Here is a 19,292-nt window from a genome sequence, read left to right on the forward strand (position 1 = left end):
ACCTTCACAGTGCCTTCGCAGCAAGCACCTTCACAGCACGACAGCAAACACCACGCGCAACGCCGTCATCGCAGCAGGGACGTGTGTGTCGCGCGCAGTCCGATGCGCTCAATGCGCGGCGAAATACGCCTTCACCGCTGCCACGAACGTGTCGATGTCCGCGCGCGACACGTCACGATGCGTGACGAAACGCGACGCGTACAGCATTTGCGTCAGGATGCCGCGTGCCTTCAGCCACGCTTCGAGCGGCGCGCAATGCTGCGCGGGAAACTGCGCGAACACCATATTGGTCGCCTGCGACAGCACCGTCACCGACTCGATCTGCGCGAGCCCCGCCGCGAGATGTTCGGCGTTCGCGTGATCGTCCGCGAGACGCTCGACGTTGTGTTCGAGCGCATAGAGGCACGCCGCGGCCAGCCCGCCCGCCTGGCGCATGCCGCCGCCCAGCATCTTGCGCCAGCGGTGCGCGCTTTCGATCAGCGCGCGGCTGCCGGCCAGCACCGAGCCCACCGGCGCACCGAGCCCCTTGGAAAAGCAGATCGACACCGAATCGAACGGCGCGCACAGCGCGTCGACCGGCTGCCCCGACGCGACGGCGGCATTGCAGACGCGCGCGCCGTCCAGATGGGTCGACAGACGATGGGAGCGCGCGAGTTGCACGGCCTGCGCCACATAATCGGCCGGCAGCACCTTGCCGCCGATCGTGTTTTCGAGCGCGAGCAGCCGCGTACGGGCGAAGTGATCGTCGATCGGCTTGATGGCGGCGGCGATCTTCTCGAGCGGCAACGAACCGTCGGCGGCGTTCTCGATCGGTTGCGGCTGGATGCTGCCGAGCACCGCCGCCCCGCCGCCCTCGTACTTGTAAGTGTGCGCCGCCTGCCCGACCAGATATTCGTCGCCGCGCGCGCAGTGCGCCATCAGCGCCGCCAGGTTGCTCTGCGTGCCGCTCGGAAAGAACAACCCGGCTTCCTTGCCGGCCCATCCGGCCACCACGGCCTGCAGACGCTGCACGGTCGGGTCGTCACCCCAGACGTCATCGCCGACCTCGGCGGACATCATGGCCGCCAGCATCGGCTGGCTCGGGCGGGTGACGGTATCGCTGCGTAAATCGATCATCGGGGAATCCTGTGGGAGTGAACGGGCGCGGACGGCGAACGGCGTCGCGCGGCATGCGGAGCGGGTAATCCGGACAGTGTATTCAATTATGCCGGCGCTGAAAACCGCGCGTTGCCGGCAAGCGCTCCCGGCGCATTGGATGCGCGCGCAACCATTCGCGGGCACGCCAGCCGCGCCGCGATACGGGCTGCTCGCGCGGCGATCGGCGTGGAGGAGCGGCGAAGAAAGGAACGAGAAAGGAGAGGCCGTAAGGCGACCTGCGCTCCGGCGCTCCGGCGCTCCGGCGCTTCGGCGCTTCGGCGCTTCGGCGCTTCGGCGCTCCGGCGGTCCGGCGGTCCAGCGCTTCGGCGGAACAACGGTGCACTCGCTGGGCGGTCGAAAAAACCGGCCGCCCGGCACGCCACGCCCGCGCGACACCCGCGCGACAAGCGGCGGCCCCGGCGGGTGCCCCTCAAGGAGCGGCTAGCCGCCCTGTTTCGGCAGCCACGCGAGCGGATCGACCGGCTGGCCGTCCTGACGCACTTCGAACTGGATCGACGCGACCCCGCGGCTGTCCGTGCCGACCTCGCCGATGGTCTGTCCTTGCGTGACCACGTCGCCTTCCTTCACGAACATCGCGCTGTTCTGGCCGTAGGCGGTGATCAGCGAATCGCTGTGCTTGATGATGATGAGCGGCCCGTAGGACTCGATCCCGTCACCCGCATAGACGACCCGTCCCGCCGCGGCCGCCTTCACCGGCTCGCCGACCCAGCCGCCGATCACGATGCCCTTCGTCACGCCGGGCTTGAAGGTATTCAGGAGCGGCCCCTGCAGCGGCCATTTCAGCATGCCCGGCACGGGCGCCGCCGCCGTGCTCGCGGCCGCGCCGGACTGCGGCTGCGGCGCGGCCGCGGTTGCCGCGGGCGGAACCGGCATCGAGGCCGGCGGCGGCGCGACCCGCAGCACCTGCCCCACGGTCACCGACGCATTGGGCTGCAAGCCGTTCCAGCGCGCCACGTCCTGTGGCCGCTGACCGAACGCCGCCGCGATGGCCGGCAGCGTATCGCCCGGATTGACCCGGTAATAGCCGGGCTCGACCGGCACGCCGGTGCTGTAACTGCCCGCCGTGCCGTTATCGGACGCCGGCGACGCTCCCCACGGCGTGATCGTGCAGCCCGCGAGCGCCACGACGGCCGTTGCGGTGAGCAGGCGTTGCAAACCCGTACGAAGTGACTGATCTGTCATCTGAAAAACCTCGACATAAGAGTCCATCAATCTTTTCATCTGTGCCCCGATGCGGCGCGCCACGCGGACGGCGGCCGCGCACCGCGCGCCGCATCTTGCCTGGCGGTCCGAAGCAATATCATCCGTTTCAAACGGAGCCTTCGGTCTCGACGACGAGCACGCGCGCCTCGCCAAGCGGATGCGCAACGTGCTCGGTGCCGGCCGACGCGTAGAACACGTCGCCGGTTTCCAGCACGACCGACTGCTCGACGCCGGCCTCGCGGTACCGCATTTCGACGCGCCCATCGAGCACGGCGAACACTTCCTCGCCGTCGTTGACGTGCCAGCGGTAAGGCTGATCGGTCCAGTGCAGGCGCGTCGTGATGCCGCGCATGCTGGCGATCTCCATTGCCCCCCACGGGCGCTCTGCGGTAAAGCTTCGGCTACGAATGACTTTCATTTTTCTCATGCAGACTGAATGACGGTACGCGCCGCCGCGTTACGCACCCTGTGCAAGCCCTTGCCCGTGCGCATGAGCGGGACGACCCCGCGACACTGCCGCCCTCATTATAGGGGCCCATGACGCCGGCTTGTACGATCGCCCGCGCAACCGCCTGTCCGGCCCGCCCGCGAGCCCTCGCCATTGCAACCCGCGGACGCTCGCCTATACTGGGTCTTGCCGATGCGACGTACCGCCGCCGACGCTCGCCGCCACATCCTGAGTTCCGAAGGAGTCCGGGGATGAACAAAGCCACGTTTCTGGCCGTGCAACTGAACGTCGACGATGTTGCGGCGTCCTCTGGATTGGTCGAGTTGCTCAACGCTCACCTGGTGTTCGCGGCGGACGTGGCCGAAGCGGCCGACGCCCTGGTCCAGCTTGCCAGCATTGCCCGCCTGTCGAGCGGCATCGAGGCAAGCGTCGAAATTCCCGCCGTCGCGCTCGAACGGCTGCGCGAAGCGCTCGACACCCTGAGCGGCTACGACGAGTCGTGGCTGCTCGCGCTGGAGCCGAGCCGCGCGCTCTTCGACGGGATCGCGCACCGGCATCGCACCTTGCACTGAGTTCACCGAGCATCGCGACGCGCCGCTCTCGCGGCGCCCTGTCCACTGCCCTGTTTTCGTTGCCCGCCCGCCACGCCCGACGCTCCGGCGACCGCCGTACTGCCGGCACCGCGCGACGACGGACTTGCCCCTGAGAGGAACCGCCGTGAAAAGTCTTCTGAACCGACGCAGCGCCCTACCCGGCTCCGGCCCGTCCCATCTCGTGCCGATCGGCCTCGGCAGCCATGCGCCGCGCGGCGAGCCGCCCGAGGACGCCGAGGAGGTCTCCGACCCCCAGGAGTCGACGGCCCGCCCGGTCACGACGCTGCGGCCGGTGCCCACGGTCCCCTCGCAGGTGAACGGCAAGTCGCTGCAAAGCGCGGACGCAGTCGAACTCGAGTGGCTCGCGCAGGAGGATGCGCTCACGACATTCCGGCTGTTCCGCAGTTTCGACTACTCGGTCAGCCTGTTGTTCCATGCGCATGCGCTCGTCTACTACGTGGCGCTCTATCAGGACGGCTCGCTGTGGCGCGCGGTGAAGGCCGGCGACCTCGATGCCGCCGAGGCCGCGTTCCATCATTTCGAGGAGCAGGCGAGCCGTCTTGCCGAAGGCGAGACGCGCCGCGCCCAGCTTGCCGCGCAGAATGAACAGCTCGCGCGGATGATCGCCCAGTCCGAGGCGCAGGCCGAGCGGCTGCGCGGCAACCTGCAGCGCAACGCGGCCCAGGAGCAGTCGGTCAGCGGGCGCCAGCATCAGGTGCGCAAAGAGGTGGCGCAGCTCGAAGCGCAGCGCGTGGCCGCGCAGGCGCAACTGAACAAGGCGTTCCGGCAGATCCACCAGTTGAACGTCGCGAGCAGCGAGGGCGTGCCGCATCTGCCCACGCGCTAGAACGCGCTGCACGCCATCGACGGCCCAGGCGCGTAAGGATTGAAAGTGAGCGGCGTGCGGGCCGCCCGACGCGGCCCGCGCGGCTGCCGGGGCGACAGCCAGGCGTAAACCCTTAACCCGCTTGAGACGACGCGTCCGGGCGCGCCGTTCAGCCCTGCGACCAGTTCGCGTGGAAGCTGCCGGGCTGGTCGATGCGCTCGAACGTATGCGCGCCGAAGAAATCCCGTTGCGCCTGCACGAGATTGGCCGGCAGGCGCTCCGAACGGTACGCGTCGAAATACGCAATCGCCGACGCGAATGCCGGCACCGGCACGCCGGCCTGCACGGCCGCCACCACCACGTCGCGCAGCGCCCCCTGGTATTGCGCGGCGATGTCGCTGAAGTACGGGTCGAGCAGCAGGTTCGCGAGCGCCTTGTCCCTGGTGTAGGCATCGGTGATCTTCTGCAGGAAACGGGCGCGAATGATGCAGCCCGCGCGGAAGATCTTCGCGATCGTGCCGAAATCGAGATCCCAGTGGTACTCGGCGGAGGCCGCGCGCAACTGCGCGAAACCCTGCGCGTACGAGATCACCTTGCTGAAGTAGAGCGCGCGGCGCACCGCTTCGACGAACGCCGCGCGGTCGCCGCCGAACGCCTGCGGCGACGGTCCGCGCAGCACCTTGCTCGCCGCGACCCGCTCGGTCTTGAGCGACGACAGCACGCGCGCGAACACCGACTCGGTGATGAGCGGCAGCGGCACGCCGAGGTCGAGCGCGTTCTGGCTGGTCCACTTGCCAGTGCCCTTTTGCGCGGCGCGATCGAGGATCACGTCGACGAGGTCCTTGCCGGTCGCCTCGTCCTTTTTGCCGAAGATCTTCGACGTGATCTCGATCAGATAGCTGTCGAGCTCGCCCGTGTTCCACTCGGTATAGACCGCGCCCAGCTCCGCGTTCGTCAGGCCCGCGACCTGCCTGAGCACCGCGTAGCTCTCGGCGATCAGCTGCATGTCGCCGTACTCGATCCCGTTGTGCACCATCTTCACGAAGTGGCCCGCACCGTCCGGGCCCATGTAAGCGACGCACGGCTCGCCGTCGGGCGCGCGCGCGGCGATCTGCGTGAGAATCGGCGCAACCAGGTCGTATGCGTCGCGCTGACCGCCCGGCATGATCGACGGGCCTTTCAGCGCCCCCTCCTCGCCGCCCGATACGCCGGTGCCGATGAAATGCAGGCCCGCCTTCGCGAGCTCCTGATTGCGGCGAATCGTGTCGGTGAAGTGCGTGTTGCCGCCGTCGATCAGGATGTCGCCCTTCTCCAGCAGCGGCTTGAGCGACGCGATCGTCGCGTCGGTCGGCTCGCCGGCCTTCACCATCAGCAGGATGCGGCGCGGTGTTTCGAGCGATTCGACGAACGCTTCGAGCGTGTAGCTCGGCACCAGCTTGCGGTCGGGGAATTCGCCGATCAGCTCGTCGGTCTTTTCGCGGCTGCGGTTGAACACGGACACCGCATACCCGCGGCTTTCGATGTTCAATGCGAGGTTGCGCCCCATCACCGCGAGCCCCACTACGCCGATTGCCTGTTTGCCCATTTGAATTCTCCAGATTCCGTCATGTCGGGACGCCGCGCCCCTGCTGCCCTCGCCGCGCGGCCTCAAGGATGCAAGCATAAAATAAACGGCCATGCACCGCTCGCAGAACGGCATGCGGCCCGCGCGCGACACCGAAGCCGCGGCGAAGCCCGGATCAGACCGGCGTCATCGGTGCGCGTTCCTGCGCGCGTTCCTGCGCGCGTTCCTGCGCGCGTTCCTGCGCGCGTTCCTGCGCGCGTTCCTGTGCGCGTTCCTGTGCGCGTTCCTGTGCGCGTTCATGCGCGCGTTCATACCCGCATTCACTTGCGTTTCGTGAACACCAGACTGAGATTGTTCGCCGGCATCCCGATCGGCTCGCCGCAGTCGAACCCGTGTGCGTCGCCTAGCGCGACGACCTGTTCGAGATCGCGCACGCCCCATGCCGGATGACGGCTGCGCAACTGTTCGTCGAAGGCCGCGTTGCTCGGCGCCGTGTGGGCGCCGCCGCGCCGGTACGGGCCGTACAGGTACAGGATGCCGCCCGCGCCGAGCACGCGGCGCGCGCCGTCGAACAGCGCGAGCGTCGCGCTCCACGGCGAAATATGGATCATGTTGATGCACAGCAGCGCGGCGGCGGCATCGATGCCCCACGGCGTGCACTCGACGTCGAGATCGAGCGGCGCGCGCACGTTCGCGAGCGCCGCATGCGCGGTCCATGCGGCGATCGACGCGCGCGCGCCGGCATCGGGGTCGCTCGGCTGCCAGTCGAGCGCGGGCAGCGCGGCGGCGAAATGCATCACGTGCTGACCGGTGCCGCTGGCAATTTCGAGCACGACGCCGCGCGCCGGCAGCACGTCGCGCAGCACCGCGAGGATCGGCTCGCGGTTGCGCTCGGCGGCAGGCGCGCGCTGGCGCAATGCAAATTCCGGGTCGGAGTCGGATGTCATGGGGGTGGCCTCCTGATGCCGCACATTATCGGCGAATCGGGCGCGCGATGCGGCGAACCGCGCGACAAAGCGCGCACCGGACCTGACGGCGAACCGCGCGCGTCACGCCGGGGCAACGCGCGCCGCCAGGGCGCCGAGCGCATCGCCGCACGGCGCCTCGACCTTCAGCGCGAGCAGCGGATCGGCGCGGGTGCGGCCCAGATTGACCGCGGCAATCGGCTTGCCCATTTTTTGCGCCCACACGCAGAAACGATACCCCGAATACACCATCAGCGACGATCCGACCACCAGCACCGCATCGGCGGCTTCGAGCGCGCGCGTCGCCGCTTCGACTCGGGGACGCGGGACGTTCTCGCCGAAAAACACCACCGCCGGTTTCAGCAGGCCGCCGCAGCGCGGGCAGGCGGGAATGCGGAAGCTGCCGGGGTCGTCGTCGAAATGGGCGTCGCCGTCGGCGGCCGGTTCGGCGCGCACGGCGCGCAGCGCCGGGTTGTCCGCTTCAAGCTGCTGCTGGATCGTCGCGCGCGCGTGCGCGGCCCCGCAATCGAGGCACTGCACCGCGCCGATGCTGCCATGCAGTTCGATCACCGCTTCGCTGCCGGCGCCCTGGTGCAGCCCGTCGACGTTCTGCGTGACGAGCGCAGTCAGCCGCCGCGCGGCCTCGAGCCGCGCGAGCGCGCGATGCGCGGCGTTCGGGCGCGCCTGCGCGAGCACCGGCCAGCCGAGCATGCTGCGCGCCCAGTAGCGTTGCCGCGACGCCTCGGAGCCGAGGAACGCCTGCAGCGTGATCGGCGGCGAGCGCTGCCAGTCGCCGTTTGCGTCGCGGTAGCCGGGAATGCCGGAAGCGGTGCTGATGCCCGCGCCGGTCAGCACGAACACGCGCGGGTGGCGCTGGATGAAATCGTACAGCGCGTCAGGGGACGATTCAGGCAATGTCGATGAAGGGCATTCGGTCATGGGCAGTCCTGCGGGCGGCGCACGTCGGGGTGGGGGCCGGCGCGCGGCCCGGCGTATTCCGGCGGGTCGTCGCGGGCGGTTGCGGGTGGTCGCATGCGGTCGCGGGTCGTCGCGGGCGGTCGCGTGCGGTCGCGTGCGGTTGCGGGCGGTCGCGGGCGGTTGCGTGTCGTCGCGGGCGGTCGCGTCTTATCGCATGTCCTCGAGTCTTGTCGCGTGTCATCGTCGGTCGTCACATAGCGCCGGCACGCCGGTCAACGACGGCCGCGCGGCTTCGCCGGCCGGCCGTGGCGCGCCGCCCATTCGGCTCGCGCCGCTTCGTAACGCCGCAGGGCGGCTTCGTAGAGATCGTAGACGCACGGATCGCAACCGTTGCCGCAACACGCATCCGGGCTGGGCGCGACGGGCGGCGTCGGAGGAGGGTCGTCGCCCGGGGGGGTGCCCACGTCGTCACGCGGGTTGCCGCGCAACGGCCCCTTGTGCGAAGCACGCGTCATGGCGAAGTCCCGGTTCAGGCGAACTCACAGTATAAGACGCGCCGGCGCACGCCGCCGTCAGCCGCGCCCGACGAACGGCATCTTGCTCGCCATGATCGTCATGAACAGGATGTTCGCCGACAGCGGCAGCTCGGCCATCTGCAGCACCGCGTCGGCGACCTGCTCGACGTCCATCAGCGGCTCCGCCGCGATCTCGCCGTTCGCCTGCGGCACGCCGCGCGCCATCCGGGCGGCCATTTCGGTCGCCGCGTTGCCGATGTCGATCTGTCCGCAGCAGATGTCGTACGGGCGGCCGTCGAGCGACACCGCCTTCGTGAGTCCGGTGATCGCGTGTTTGGTCGACGTGTAGGCAATGCTGTGCGGCCGCGGCGCATGCGCGGAGATCGATCCGTTGTTGATGATGCGCCCGCCGCGCGGCATCTGCGCCTTCATCAAACCGAACGCCGCGCGCGTGCAGAGGAAGACGCCCGTCAGGTTGGTGTCGACCACCGCGCGCCAGTCGTCGACCGACAGCGCGTCGATCTCGACCGGCGGCGCATTGCGCCCCGCGTTGTTGAACAGCACGTCGAGCCGGCCGTAGCGCGTGCGGATCGTCTCGAAGAGCATCGCGACGCTGGCTGGATCGCTGACGTCGCACGGCACCGCGAGCGCCTGCGCGCCCCGCGCGCCGGCTTCCTCGACGAGCGCGTCGAGCGGTGCGCGGCGGCGGCCTGCCAGCACCACGCAGTAGCCCCGTTCGAGCAGCCGGCGCGCGCTTGCGCGGCCGATGCCGCTGCCTGCGCCCGTCACGAGCGCGATCCTGCCTGTGCCTGTGCCTGTGCCTGTGCCTGTGCCTGTGCCTGTGCCTGTGCCTGTCACTATCGCCCCCTCCTGTCGGGTGAGCGGAAACCCGGGCGGCTTCCGTCACCCGCATCCTCGCACGGCTCGCGGATGCGGGCAGCGGGGCCGCACGGCCCGCGCGGCCCCGCTAGATGAGAAAGTCCGCCGCCATGTCGTCGTCGTTGCGCGCTTCGAGCTCGCCGCTGCGGCAAGCCGCGAGGAAGGCGTCGTAATCGCGCTCGACCTGATTCGCGTACACGAGCGCGTAGTCGGTCAGCGCTTCGGCAAACTGGTCGCTGCGCCCGATGTACGCGCGCAGCTCGATCGCTAGCCCGCTCGCCTTCGCGTGCGCGCGCGCGAGCGCCCACCCGCACAGTTGCGCGTAGCCCGTCAGCAGATCGTTGTCGAACAGCTCGACGTTCGCCGACAGCTTCATGTCGCGCAGCTGCCGAAAATAGAAATGCCGTCCCGACGGACCGCTCGCCCAGCCGAGAAAGATGTCGCTTGCCGCCTGCAGCATGCGCTGCCCGCGCACCACCCGCTCGCCTTCGTGAAGCGGCGACGGCGCCTCGAAGTAGCGCGAAATCACCGACGGCCGCGCTTCCTTGATCTGCAGGAACAGCGGCTTGCCGAGGTGGTCGGTATTGAGCAGCACGAGGCAGCGCGTGCCGACGCTGCCGACGCCCACCACCTTGAACACGAGGTCCTGCGTCGAGAAATGGCTGAGCAGCTCGCGGCGGTCGTACGCGAGCGTCTTCAGGTAGCTCGCGTACATCGGCTCGATGAGCCTGCGCCAGTCGCCGATCCTGAACCAGTCGTCCTCCGGCTCGAACAGCGTGTTCGCGCCGTGCACGTGAAAGAGCGCGGGCGGCGCGTCGCGGATCTCGAAGTGCTCGCCGTGCTGCTCGCACAGCTTCTCCAGCATGCTCTCGTGCGTGCGGCCCGCCGCCTTTTCCATCGCGCGCCGCACGGTGCGGCGGCGCTCCTGGGTAAGCGCGGTCTCGCTCATGCGCTCGAACGAGATGTGCTCGTACCACAGTTCGAGCGCGCCGCCCTGCGCGTACTGCGCGACGCGGTCGCGGTATTCGGTCAGCGCGGTCATCGCGAGGTCATGCGCGACGCCGCGGCTCAGCCGCATATGGCGCGCGGTCACCACCAGGCTGACCGCGAGCCGCTTCAGGTCCCATTCGAACGGGCCGGTCGCGACTTCGTCGAAGTCGTTCAGGTCGAAGATGAGCCGCCGCTCGGGCGTCGCGAAGCCGCCGAAGTTCAGCAGATGGCAGTCGCCGCAGATCGGCATCACGAGGCCGGTCGCCGGCCCGCGGGCGAGGTCGTGCGCCTGCAGGATCGCGCTGCCGCGCAGGAAGGCGAACGGCGACTCCGCCATCCGTCCGTAGCGCAGCGGCACCAGCTTCGTCACGCGTCCCTCGCTGCTTTGCCGCAGCAGCGCGACGGGATCGCGATGCAGATCGCCGACGCCGCGATGGAGCGAGCGCTTCGAGTGCTCGCGCGCCGCCTTGCCGCGCGCCTCCCGCTGCGCGATGGTGCTGGCTTTCATGCTCTCCTCCGTTGGAATGGTCTGCCGGGCGGCCCCGCGCCGCGCCGACGGCGCCGGCCGCACCTGCGGGAGAGCCGGCCGTGGGCCGCGGCGCGGCGCGGGTGTCCACGATGCCGTATTAGAGCGTGCACGCCCGCGCCGCGCAAGTACGGCGACGGACGTGCCAAGGATGCGCGGCGGCACGCCGGCGCGCATCGCGGGCGAGAGCGGCGCGGGGGCGCGTCAACCGATGCGCGTCAACCGATGCACCACGCATTCTGATCAGGATAACGAACCGACCCGGCAAGACGCGGCGATCGGGCGAACGAGCCCGCCCGTGTCGCTCACACGCAGTCCTGCCGCCACGCCGGGCAACCACGCCGGGCAACATGTGCGACGTGCAACAACGCGGCGCTGTGCGTCATTAGCGATACACAGGGAACGCGTCTGACGCCACATGCTGGTGAGACGCGACGGCGTCGAGCTTCGCACGCGCGCGTTCGACGGTCCGCTCGAACGCCGCGCGCTGCGCACCCGCGAGCAGCGGGGCGCCGGGGACGTCCGTGACGCCGAGCGGATCGACCGGCTGCCCGTTCAGACGCACCTCGAAATGCAGGTGTGCGCCGGTCGATACTCCGCTGCGTCCGATCGCGCCGAGCGGCGCGCCCTGCCCGACCGGCATCCCCACCCGCAGCCCCGGCGCGAACGCCGACAGATGCGCGTACCGGGTCGCATAGCCGTGCGCGTGATACACGAGAACATAGCGCCCGTATCCGCGGCCGGCGCCCACGTAGCCGATCGTGCCGGCCGCCGCCGCCCACACCGGCGTGCCGGACGGCGCGGCGAGATCGATGCCGGCATGCAGCACGCGCTGGCGCGTCACCGGGTGGAGCCGGTAGCCGAACGGAGAACTCAGCCGTGCGCGCGGGACCGGCATCGCAAAAGGCTGCGCACCGGGATGCGCGCCGTCGAACGAGTAGTACGCCCCCGTGCCGCCGCCTGCCGGCTCGAACCAGACGGCCGTATAGGTACGTCCCGCGGCGCGCAATTCGACGGCGCTCACGCGACGCTGCGCCGGCGTAGCCGGGACACCCGGGACACCCGGGACACCCGGCGCAGCGTGCGTCGCGTGCGCAGCCGGTTCATGGATGACCCGATAGCGGTCCTGCGGGCTCGCCTGCATCGCACCGCCGAACGGATCCGCGAAGATTGCCTTGACCTCGGCTGCGAGGTCGTCCGGCAAGCCGACGAGCTGCCACGTGCCGTGCGGTCCGGCCGCCAGCGCGCCGTCGTACCAGCCGCCCGCGTCCGCCGGCGAGGCAAGCGAAGACGCAAACAAAGACGCGAACGAGGACACAGGCGACGACCCAGGCGGCGACGCCAGCAACGACGCAAACGACCGCGCCGCGTCCGGCGTGCCGCCGGCGGACCTGGGCGCCGTGCACGGCGCGAGATAGCGCCGGCACATCGCCACCAGTACCGCCTGATCGGGCGCCAGCGTCAGCGACGGGTTCGTGAGCAGATCGCGCCGCAGCACGGACGGCCCGCCCGTCTGCGCGCCGGCTGCCCATCCTGGATGCGGCGCGGGCGGCGCGAACGCTACGCGCGCGGGGTCGGGCGCGCCGACGCGCCCCGCTTGCGACGGCGGCAGCGCGCCATGCGCGACGCCCGACCCGAGCAGCGCGAGCGCCGCGCCCAGCGCAGCCGCGATGGCCGCGCGGGACCGCGCGACCGGCGAGGTCCGCGAGATCCGCGAGATCCGCGAGATCCGCGAGGTCTGCGAGGTCTGCGAGGTCTGCGAGGTCTGCGAGGTCTGCGAGGTCTGCGAGATCCGCGAGGTCTGCAAGACCCGCTTCAGGAAGCGCGCGGCAGGGTGCCATGCAAAGGAAGAGCGTTGCGAACGCTCAGGGGACTTGCTTCGATACGACAACCACATCATCGTTTGACAGTCTCGCAGTTCAACCCGCAGTTCAACCAGAAGGCTGCCGGCGCACGCGAGGCGTGCAGGGGCGCGCACAAGGCACCCGGCAGTCGGAAGGGTCTGCTGCAAAACGGCCGCCCTCGCGCCGGCAATGGGCAACCGGCAACGGGCAATGGGCAATGGGCAACAAGCAAGGACGGAACACGGTGGCCCGGCAACAGAACCTGCGAGTGTACGGACAAAAACGGCGCGAAAAAATCAGACTCGTCCGGCTTGATGCACTGCTCAACGGGAGGACACGTCAGCCCTCCACCGACAAGCACCCTTGACATCGTCTGACTCGCGGTTCGCCCCCTTGCGCGGCGGCGGACTAATGGTCAAGATGGACAGGACTGCCGCATGCCTGCGGACAGCGACATCACACGGCGCAACCCATCGGCTTCACTACGCCATCGGGTTTGCGAGGCGGCGGCGACATGCCGCCGCACGCATCCGGCATCCTGAGGTGACCCATGAAAATCGATACCTACGGCACCCTCGTCATCGCATCGCTGGTGCTGCTGCTGGGCAACCAGCTCGTCGCGCGCATCGGACTGCTGCGCGCCTACACCATCCCCGAGCCGGTCGCGGGCGGACTCGTCGCGGCGCTCGTGCTGCTGGTCGTGCGCATGGCCGGCCATGTCGAAGTCCGCTTCGACGCCGCGCTGCAGACGCCGCTGATGCTCGCGTTCTTCGCCACCATCGGTCTGAACGCCGATCTCGCCAGCCTGCGGCGCGGCGGCCTCGTGCTGGTGCGCTTTCTCGGCGTGGTGGTCGGCCTGCTGGTGCTGCAGGACGCGGTCGGCATCGGCCTCGCGCGGCTGCTCGGCATCGATCCGCTGTTCGGACTGCTGGGCGGCTCGATCACGCTGTCGGGCGGGCACGGCACCGGCGCGGCCTGGAGCAAGGTGTTCACCGAGCATTACGGCCTGCAGTCCGCCACCGAGGCGGCGATCGCCTGTGCAACGTTCGGTCTCGTGATGGGCGGCATTCTCGGCGGCCCGGTCGCGCGCGTGCTGATGCGCCGCATCGCGCCGCACGGCGCGCCGCCCGCGGCAAACACCGCCGACGAAGTAGGCCACGCATTCGAAGAGCCGAAGGCCGAGCAGCCGACCACGCCCGCCGCATTCATCGCCACGCTGTCGCTGATCGCAATCAGCCTCGCGGCCGGCAACGCGATCGCCGGCCTGCTCGCGGGCACGACGTTCGAGTTGCCGGCGTTCGTCTGCGTGCTGTTCGTCGGCGTGCTGCTGAGCAATGGCCTGAAGGCGCTCGGCAAACCGGTCGCCTCGCATGCGGTGGCGCTGCTCGGCAACGTGAGCCTCGCGCTCTTTCTCGCGATGGCGCTGATGACGCTGCGCCTCTGGGACCTCGCCACGCTCGCGCTGCCCGTCATCTCATTGCTTGCCGCGCAGACCCTGCTGATCCTGCTGTACACGATCTTCGTCACGTTTCGCGTGATGGGCCGCAACTACGACGCCGTCGTCCTCGCGTCCGGCCATTGCGGGTTCGGGCTGGGCGCGACGCCCACCGCGATTGCCAACATGCAGGCCGTCACGAACCGCTTCGGGCATTCGCATGTCGCCTTTCTCGTCGTGCCGATGGTCGGCGCGTTCTTCATCGACATCGCCAACGCAATCGTGATCAAGGGCTTTCTCGCGCTGCCGCTGTTCCACTGAACCGCGCCGGCCGCGCGCCCGCACGCGAGATTGCCCGTATACACGGAATGGTTTGTGCCGCACACTCGCGCTTTTGCCCGCATGCGCGGCGGCACGCCGCGCATGCGGCTCCCTCCCCGAAGCCGTCCGCACACGTGAAATTCGCCCTCCTCAAACGCTGCGGCACCGCCGCGGCCGTGCTGCAACTGTCCGCCTGTTCGTGGTTCGGCTTCCTGCATCCGTCCGCGCCGATGGCCGCCGGCGGGTCGCTGAGCGTCGCACCCGCGCGGATGTTCGTCTACCTGGCCGCGCGCGACGGCAGGATTTCGCCGAACCGCATCGAGAACACGGCGATGAGCAGCATCGTGCTGAAGGAGGACATCAACGAGGCGGTGCGTGACGCGGTCGCACGCGCCCTGCGTCTGCGCGGCTTCCAGCTCGACAACCCCGCGCGCGCGCTGGCCGGCCGCATCGAGCACTTCTCGGTCAGCGACATCCGCTCGCCGGCCGTCTGGACGCTCAGGACGCACTACACGGTGCACGACACCGCGACCGGGCGGCTCGTCTATGCGTCCACCCAGACGGTCAGGCTCAGGCGCCCGACGTTCACCAACGCAAACGACGCACTCGAAGATACGGTCTCGCTGAGTGTCGAAGCGCTGATCCGCGACCCCGCCTTCCTCCGCTCGGTCAACTGAGCGCTCCGTCAACCGGACGCCCGGCCCCGCGTCCCCGGCGCGCGTCCCGGCCCCTCGGCACGGCCTCGCAGCGACTCGGTGTTAACGCGGAAAACGCGCGCTATGCGCGCACTTTCGTGCGCTAATCGCGCAACCGGGGCGGGACACGGATTGTCGAAGCCCCGCGTCGCCCCTATCCTTCGGGGAACCCTGCAGCCCACGATGCGCGCCTGGCGGCCACCTCCCCCGGCACGCGGCGCCTGCAGCCCAAGACACAGGAGACAGACCATGACCCCGGCAGTCACGACCGCGGCGCCCGTCGGCGCCGGACTCAACGCACAGGCGGCCCGCAAGGCCGCGCTGGGCAGCTTCGTCGGCGCTGTCGTCGACTGGTACGACTTTCTGCTGTACGGCATCATCGCCGCGCTCGTGTTCAACTCGCAGTTCTTTCCGAACGTCAGCCCGGCGATGGGCACGCTCGCCGCGTTCGCCACCTTCGGCGTGGGCTTCCTGTTCCGTCCGCTCGGCGGCTTCGTCTTCGGTCACTACGGCGACCGGCTGGGACGCAAACGCATGCTGGTCCTCACCGTGATGATGATGGGCCTGTCGACCGCGGCGATCGGCCTGCTGCCGTCGTTTGCGCGGATCGGCTGGTGGGCGCCGCTCGCGCTCGTCACGCTGCGCGCGATCCAGGGCTTCGCGGTCGGCGGAGAATGGGGCGGCGCGGCGCTGATGGCCGTCGAAAGCGCGCCGGAAAAGCGCAAGGCGTTCTACAGCTGCGGCGTGCAGGTCGGCTACGGCGTGGGCCTCGTGCTCGCCACCGGACTCGTGTCGCTGATCAGCCATCTGATGGACAATGCCGCGTTTCTCGCATGGGGCTGGCGTCTGCCGTTCCTGTTCAGCGTCGTACTGGTGCTGATCGGACTGTGGATCCGCACCAGCATGCAGGAGTCGAAGGAGTTCACCGACAGGGTCGCCGGGCACCGGGCGGAGAAACGCCGCCTGCCGATCGTCGAGGCGCTGCTGCAGAATCCGAAGGCGTTCCTGCTGATCATCGCGCTGCGCCTTGCGGAGCTGTTCACGATGTACATCGTCACCGCGTTCGCGCTCAACTACTCGACCGCGAACCTCGGCATGCCGCGCAGTTTCTTTCTCACGATCGGTTTTCTGGTCGGCGCGGTGAGTTGCGTGACCATTCCGCTGTTCGCGCTCGCCGCCGACCGCTTCGGCCGCCGCAACGTCTACATGACCGGGGCGCTCGTCGGGATGCTGAGCGCGGTGCCGTTCTTCGTCGCACTCGATGCACGCGCAACGATCTGGATCGTGTTCTTCGCGGTGATGCTCGCCAACGTTGCACACGACATGGTCGTGAGCGTCCAGCAGCCGATGTTCACCGAACTGTTCGGCACGGCGTACCGCTACAGCGGCGCGGGGGTCGGCTACCAGGTCGCGAGCGTGGTGGGCGGCGGGTTCACGCCGTTCATCGCGGTCGCGCTGGTGAGCGCCGCCGGCGGATCGTGGCATCCGGTGGCGGCCTACCTCGGAATCGGCTGCCTGCTGTCGCTCGTCGTCGCCGCACGGATGAAAACCGGCCGGACCGTCGCCTGATCCCGCCGCGCGGCGCCCGCATCGCGGGCCGCCGCGCTCGCGACGCACCCCACGCCGCGCCTGGAGCCAATGCCGGACGGACGGCGAACCGCGCTTCAAGCGCGTTGCAGCCGCACTGCGCGGTGATTGCAATCGCAGCCCGATCGCGCCGGGATAGCGGCCCCATACCGGCCGGAAGCCGTGGCTTCTGTGGCTCCCGTGGCCTCCGTGGCCTCCGTGGCTTCCGTGGCTTCCGTGGCTTCCGTGGCTTCCGTGGCTCCTCTGGCTTCCGGGGGCTCCCACCCGCCCCGCCGTCCAGGCCGCCCCCTCCCCCGCTGCGCTTCCGATCGTTTCGATCCTGCCTTGCGGGCGCATCGTGTCAGGCCTGTCCCTTATGCAGTCCTATCTCATATTGCCAACGCGTCGCGCACCACCTATCGTTCAGTCGCCGACGTCTTTTTGCACGCTCGTTCGTTCAATATGAAGACCGACGACCTATAACGGCGACGCGCGTGCATGACGCGGTTCTGTAGTGTGGCAGCCCCCCCAGGACAAGACCTGTGTCAGGAGACCGACCATGAGTACAATCAGCGAGCCGCGCGGCAGCAGCGGCTCCGCGCCTTTCTTTTCCAAACAGGCCACCATCGCCAAGCCCGGTTTCTCGCGCTGGATGGTGCCGCCCGCCGCGCTTGCCGTGCACCTGTGCATCGGCCAGGCATACGCGTTCTCGGTGTTCAACGGCCCGCTCACGAAGGTGATCGGCATCACGCAATCGGCGCCCGGCGACTGGAAGCTCACGACGCTCGGCTGGATCTTCTCGCTGGCGATCGTGTTCCTCGGCCTGTCCGCGGCGTTTGCCGGCAAGTGGCTCGAACACGTCGGCCCGCGCCGCACGATGTTTACCGCGGCATGCTGCTTCGGCGGCGGTTTCATCGTGTCGGCGATCGGCGTCTGGCTGCATCAGATCGTGCTGCTGTACCTCGGCTACGGCGTGATCGGCGGGATCGGGCTCGGCCTCGGCTATGTGTCGCCGGTGTCGACGCTGATCCGCTGGTTCCCGGACCGGCGCGGCATGGCGACCGGCATGGCGATCATGGGCTTCGGCGGCGGCGCGATGATCGCCGCGCCGGCGTCGGTGGCGCTGATGAACCACTTCCGCAGCGCGACGAGCGTCGGCGTCGCCGAGACGTTCGTCGTGCTCGGCATCGCGTACTTCATCTCGATGTCGATCGGCGCGCTGCTGATCCGCGTGCCCGCGCCCGACTGGAAGCCCGCAGGCTGGACGCCCCCTGACACGAGCGCGAAGAAGATGATCACGCGCGCGCACGTGCACATCGACGAAGCGCTGAAGACGCCACAGTTCTACCTGATCTGGCTCGTGCTGTTCCTGAACGTGACAGCGGGGATCGGCATCATCGGCCAGGCCTCCGTGATGATCCAGGAGAGCTTCAGGAACACGGTGAGCGCGGGAGCCGCCGCCGGCTTCGTTGGGCTGCTGTCGCTGTTCAACATGGGCGGACGCTTCGTATGGGCTTCAGCGTCGGACTGGGTGGGCCGCAAGAATACCTACTCGATCTTCTTCGTGCTGGGCGCGGTGCTCTACTACCTCGTGCCGGGCTTCGCCGGCGCGGGGCAGATCGCACTCTTCGTGCTCGCGTTCTGCGTGATCCTGTCGATGTACGGCGGCGGCTTTGCGACCGTGCCCGCGTATCTGGCCGACATGTTCGGCACGGCGTTCGTCGGCGGCATCCACGGCCGGCTGCTCACGGCCTGGGCCGCGGCCGGCGTCGCGGGCCCGGTGCTGGTGAACTACATCCGCGCGTACGAAGTCGCGCACGGCGTCGCGAAGGCCGACGCGTACACGATGACCGTTCATATCATGGTGGTGCTGCTCGTGGTGGGTTTCATCTGCAACCTGCTGGTGCGGCGTGTCGACGACGCGCACTTCATGAGCGACGCGCAGCTGAAATCCGAACAATGAGGAAACCGAAATGAATGAAAGCCCGTCGGTACATCGCACCTCGCCTGTCGCGCTTGCGGTTTTCTGGCTGTATGTGCTGATTCCGCTCGCGTGGGGCGTCATCAATACGCTGCGGCAAGCGGTCAAGCTGTTCGGCTAGACGCCGCCAGGGCCGCCCGTCGCCGCCCGCGCGCGACGGGCGGCCGCGGCGGCGCGCTCACGCCCGCCGCTCTCGCGACACGGCGGCCGGGCGGCCGCCCGCTACGCGAGTTCGAACAGCACCTCCTGCGCCCCTTCCCACAGCACGCGCGTGCCGAGCGCACGCAGATGCTCCTTGCCTTCGACGATCGTCAGGAAATGATTGCCGGCGAGCTGCCCCAGCTTGCTCGCGAAGCAGCACGCGCCATACGCGAGGATGAGCTCCGTTTCGCTGTAGCCGCCCGGATAGAACAGGATGTCGCCCACCGACGGATGACTCGTATGATTTTCGAAGCCGACCGCCTGGCCGTCGTGTTCGAGCCGGAAATCGCCGAGCGGCACCCAGCAGCCTTCGCCGCTCCAGCGCACGTGAATCAGCTTTTGCCGGTACGGCAGCAGCTTCAGGAAAGCAGCCACGGTATGCGGCGCGTCGGGATGCGTGTCGGCCACGAACGAATGGCCGCAGGCGGTAATGCGAAGTCGGGTCATGAGCGTCTGTCCACAGAATGCGTGAAAGGGGTGGCCGGTCGGCGCCCATTGTCGCGCCGCTTGCGCGGCGCCGACAGTAACAGTTGCGGCGCGGCCGGTCGGGCCAGTTCGCGGGCACGCCCGGCCGCTGCTCCGGGTCCGCGCCGTGCCGGGCGCGCGCCGGCCGCTTCACACGCCGGGCGCCGCCCGCTACGGCACAAGACACCCGTTCGTGCGG

General features: G+C 69.1%; 19 protein-coding genes. 8 read left to right on the top strand and 11 right to left on the bottom strand.

Annotation, left to right across the window (positions count from 1 at the left end; translation table 11 throughout):
• Positions 1-108 precede the first annotated feature (108 nt).
• From ltaE to AC3AP7_RS26080, 3 genes are all read right to left on the bottom strand, one after another.
• Entirely contained in the window at positions 109-1,116 is a 1,008-nt protein-coding gene (gene ltaE / locus AC3AP7_RS26070) for a low-specificity L-threonine aldolase (RefSeq protein WP_487363185.1), read from the bottom strand.
• A 462-nt stretch (positions 1,117-1,578) separates the two neighbouring features.
• Complete coding sequence (locus AC3AP7_RS26075) at positions 1,579-2,340, bottom strand: peptidoglycan DD-metalloendopeptidase family protein (protein ID WP_487363186.1); 762 nt, start codon at positions 2,338-2,340, stop codon at positions 1,579-1,581.
• 127 nt (positions 2,341-2,467) lie between these two features.
• Positions 2,468-2,779 (bottom strand): cupin domain-containing protein, encoded by a 312-nt coding sequence (locus AC3AP7_RS26080; RefSeq protein WP_487363187.1) that lies wholly within the window; start codon positions 2,777-2,779, stop codon positions 2,468-2,470.
• A 281-nt stretch (positions 2,780-3,060) separates the two neighbouring features.
• On the opposite strand from AC3AP7_RS26080, the gene AC3AP7_RS26085 reads away from it, so the two are divergent.
• The gene (locus AC3AP7_RS26085) at positions 3,061-3,381 is read left to right on the top strand and encodes a hypothetical protein (RefSeq protein ID WP_487363188.1); all 321 of its coding nucleotides are present in this window, start codon (positions 3,061-3,063) and stop codon (positions 3,379-3,381) included.
• Positions 3,382-3,526: 145 nt separating this feature from the next.
• Positions 3,527-4,249 (top strand): DUF2968 domain-containing protein, encoded by a 723-nt coding sequence (locus AC3AP7_RS26090; protein WP_487363189.1) that lies wholly within the window; start codon positions 3,527-3,529, stop codon positions 4,247-4,249.
• 148 nt (positions 4,250-4,397) lie between these two features.
• Here the strand turns inward: AC3AP7_RS26090 and gndA are convergent, their stop codons facing one another.
• A complete protein-coding gene (gene gndA / locus AC3AP7_RS26095; protein ID WP_487363190.1) occupies positions 4,398-5,813 on the bottom strand; it encodes an NADP-dependent phosphogluconate dehydrogenase in 1,416 nt (471 codons plus the stop codon).
• Positions 5,814-5,904: 91 nt separating this feature from the next.
• Between gndA and AC3AP7_RS26100 the strand changes: the two genes are divergently transcribed.
• Positions 5,905-6,129, top strand: a complete 225-nt coding sequence (locus AC3AP7_RS26100; RefSeq protein ID WP_487363191.1) for a hypothetical protein — start codon at positions 5,905-5,907, stop codon at positions 6,127-6,129.
• Here AC3AP7_RS26100 and AC3AP7_RS26105 read toward each other — a convergent pair.
• From AC3AP7_RS26105 to AC3AP7_RS26130, 6 genes are all read right to left on the bottom strand, one after another.
• Positions 6,113-6,739 (bottom strand): DUF938 domain-containing protein, encoded by a 627-nt coding sequence (locus AC3AP7_RS26105; protein ID WP_487363192.1) that lies wholly within the window; start codon positions 6,737-6,739, stop codon positions 6,113-6,115. The genes AC3AP7_RS26100 and AC3AP7_RS26105 overlap by 17 nt on opposite strands.
• A 102-nt stretch (positions 6,740-6,841) precedes the next feature.
• Entirely contained in the window at positions 6,842-7,696 is an 855-nt protein-coding gene (locus AC3AP7_RS26110) for an NAD-dependent protein deacetylase (RefSeq protein ID WP_487363193.1), read from the bottom strand.
• A gap of 251 nt (positions 7,697-7,947) precedes the next feature.
• Positions 7,948-8,190 carry an oxidoreductase-like domain-containing protein gene (locus AC3AP7_RS26115; protein ID WP_487363194.1) on the bottom strand — a complete coding sequence of 81 codons (243 nt, stop codon included), beginning with the start codon at positions 8,188-8,190 and terminating at the stop codon, positions 7,948-7,950.
• Between the two features lie 57 nt (positions 8,191-8,247).
• Positions 8,248-8,988 (bottom strand): SDR family oxidoreductase, encoded by a 741-nt coding sequence (locus tag AC3AP7_RS26120; RefSeq protein ID WP_487365024.1) that lies wholly within the window; start codon positions 8,986-8,988, stop codon positions 8,248-8,250.
• Between the two features lie 169 nt (positions 8,989-9,157).
• Positions 9,158-10,567, bottom strand: a complete 1,410-nt coding sequence (locus tag AC3AP7_RS26125) for a DUF2252 domain-containing protein (RefSeq protein ID WP_487363195.1) — start codon at positions 10,565-10,567, stop codon at positions 9,158-9,160.
• A 403-nt stretch (positions 10,568-10,970) separates the two neighbouring features.
• Entirely contained in the window at positions 10,971-12,392 is a 1,422-nt protein-coding gene (locus tag AC3AP7_RS26130; protein ID WP_487363196.1) for a M23 family metallopeptidase, read from the bottom strand.
• Between the two features lie 587 nt (positions 12,393-12,979).
• Here AC3AP7_RS26130 and gltS point away from each other — a divergent pair.
• The 5 genes from gltS (at position 12,980) to AC3AP7_RS26155 (ending at position 18,548) form a co-directional block, all read left to right on the top strand.
• Positions 12,980-14,185 carry a sodium/glutamate symporter gene (gene gltS, locus AC3AP7_RS26135; protein WP_487363197.1) on the top strand — a complete coding sequence of 402 codons (1,206 nt, stop codon included), beginning with the start codon at positions 12,980-12,982 and terminating at the stop codon, positions 14,183-14,185.
• Between the two features lie 134 nt (positions 14,186-14,319).
• A complete protein-coding gene (locus tag AC3AP7_RS26140) occupies positions 14,320-14,862 on the top strand; it encodes a hypothetical protein (RefSeq protein ID WP_487363198.1) in 543 nt (180 codons plus the stop codon).
• Between the two features lie 267 nt (positions 14,863-15,129).
• On the top strand, positions 15,130-16,449 hold the full coding sequence (gene shiA / locus AC3AP7_RS26145) for a shikimate transporter (protein ID WP_487363199.1): 1,320 nt from the start codon (positions 15,130-15,132) through the stop codon (positions 16,447-16,449).
• Positions 16,450-17,005: 556 nt separating this feature from the next.
• Positions 17,006-18,409 carry an L-lactate MFS transporter gene (locus AC3AP7_RS26150; protein WP_487363200.1) on the top strand — a complete coding sequence of 468 codons (1,404 nt, stop codon included), beginning with the start codon at positions 17,006-17,008 and terminating at the stop codon, positions 18,407-18,409.
• A gap of 10 nt (positions 18,410-18,419) precedes the next feature.
• Complete coding sequence (locus AC3AP7_RS26155; protein WP_487363201.1) at positions 18,420-18,548, top strand: MFS transporter small subunit; 129 nt, start codon at positions 18,420-18,422, stop codon at positions 18,546-18,548.
• Positions 18,549-18,649: 101 nt separating this feature from the next.
• Here AC3AP7_RS26155 and AC3AP7_RS26160 read toward each other — a convergent pair whose 3' ends face one another.
• Positions 18,650-19,075, bottom strand: coding sequence for a DUF3830 family protein (locus tag AC3AP7_RS26160; protein WP_487363202.1), 426 nt, complete (start codon positions 19,073-19,075; stop codon positions 18,650-18,652).
• Positions 19,076-19,292 lie beyond the last annotated feature (217 nt).

This window comes from Paraburkholderia sp. PAMB 6770 (assembly GCF_057748135.1).